General features: G+C 25.5%; 2 pseudogenes. Both read right to left on the bottom strand.

What is annotated here, in order from left to right:
• A pseudogene (locus tag KQY27_RS03570) lies at nucleotides 1–1,185 on the bottom strand (hypothetical protein); the annotation flags it as partial.
• Between the two features lie 412 nt (nucleotides 1,186–1,597).
• Nucleotides 1,598–1,921, bottom strand: a pseudogene (locus tag KQY27_RS03565) (hypothetical protein); the annotation flags it as partial.

The raw sequence follows: 1,921 nt of genomic DNA, 5'->3' as shown, positions 1-1,921 counted from the left end.
ATTAACAATACCACTATTATTTAAATCATATTCTGTATTGTTGAAGATTCTGTTGTAGTTAATAACATTATTCTGTGAACTTTCGTTTATAAGTATTCCTTTTGTATTGTTTATTATGTTATTTCCTTGTATAGTAGTATTGCCACTAGTATATATTGCTAATTCATTATCAACAAAATTAGAATTTAAAACAGTAAGATTAGTAAAATTCTCAAAACTTTCCTCCCCAAATTCTTGTGCACTATAAATTGCAGATAAGGTGTTCCTTAAAAAATTTGAATTATTAATTGTAACACTAAAAAGATTAAAAATAGCTCCGCCATATGAGGCATTGTTATTTTTAAAGTTAGAATTATTAATTGCCATATTGGCGATGTTAATTATAGCTCCACCATATGTTGCATTATTATTTGTGAAATTACAATTATTTATGTTAGTAGTAATGGTTGGTTCAAATGCAACAATAGCAAGAGCTCCTCCAAATAATTCAGCACTATTATTTATGAAATTTGAGTTAGTGACTGTTATATTTGAGTCATCTGAAGTGATAGCTCCTCCTGATCCACTTACTTCATTATTGGTGAAATTAGAATCAGTTATAAGTATATGGCTATTTATATTTCTAATAGCTCCTCCTACGCTACCTGTATTGTTGATGAATGCGCATTGAGTCACTTTTAATGTGCCTTCATTGTATATTGCTCCTCCGGAATCACTTACGTTATTATTAATGAAATTAGAATTAGTTATAACCATATAACCATTTATATTTCTAATAGCTCCTCCTTCGCTACCTGTATTGTTGATGAATGCGCATTGAGTCACTTTTAATGTACCTGTATTATATATTGCTCCTCCACCTCTTCCATTCCCATTGATTATAGTAATATTTATCAATGTGAGTGTTCCATTATCTTGGATATCAAATATTCTTCCATTGTTCTGAGCATCTATTATTGTTGTCTTTGGATTTTTCCCTATTAGAGTTAGGTTTTTATCTATTGTTATATTATTTATATTATTTTTGTATGTTCCATCTAAATTTATAACTGCACCATCAACGGCATTATTTATTGTTGTTTTTAAGTCAGTATTATTATCTGCTGCGTTTACTGAGGATATTGTAATTAAAAATAGTGTTAATAATATAAGTTTAACTATTATCTTTTTGTATATTTTTGTCACCTCCGTTTAAGTTGTGTTTTAAAATTATCATACAGTTCAACATATGACATCAACATGTTTATTATTTATTGTATTTAATAATTTTTATATTTATAAAGTAAATATATTAGGCGAATTATCCTTATTATCTAAAAAAATCTATGAAAAATATATAAAAATATATAAAAAAGACTATGAAATAAAATATAGGAAATCTATAAAAATATTATAAAAAAACATTTTAAATAGAATTGTAAAAAATTGTAAAAATATTATAAATATTATAAAAATATAAAGAATTAAAAATAGTATAAAATTTAGTTTTGTTTTTTGATTATTAAAGATAAATAAGTATCTGAAAATTTAAATAAAAAATAAGTTTTGAAGGAAGTATAGATTTATATTCCTTCAAAATAAAAAAATGGAAAAATTTTTAATATCTTTTTTTACCTATTAAAGCTCCTAAAACACTTAATAAGATGATTAAAATCATATTTATTGGTATTCCAGTTTTTTTCATAGTAGTTGATGCAATTGCATTACTTGTTTTATTATTGTTTATTTCTGGTGTAAGGTTAGGAGTTGGTGTAGGTGGTTCTGGTGTAGGGTTAGGAGTTGGTGTAGGTGGTTTTGGAGTTATTGTAATTGTACCTTCTATTGTTTCCATTTCATTGTCAGTTATAAAACTGTATAGTATATTTCCACTAGTATTAAGTGTAACATCAAATGTTTTGTTGAATCTAGCATCAAAGCTATT

The sequence above is a fragment of the Methanobrevibacter sp. TMH8 genome (genome assembly GCF_020148105.1).
GTDB lineage: Archaea > Methanobacteriota > Methanobacteria > Methanobacteriales > Methanobacteriaceae > Methanobinarius.
This window is presented reverse-complemented; position numbering and strand designations above follow the sequence as displayed.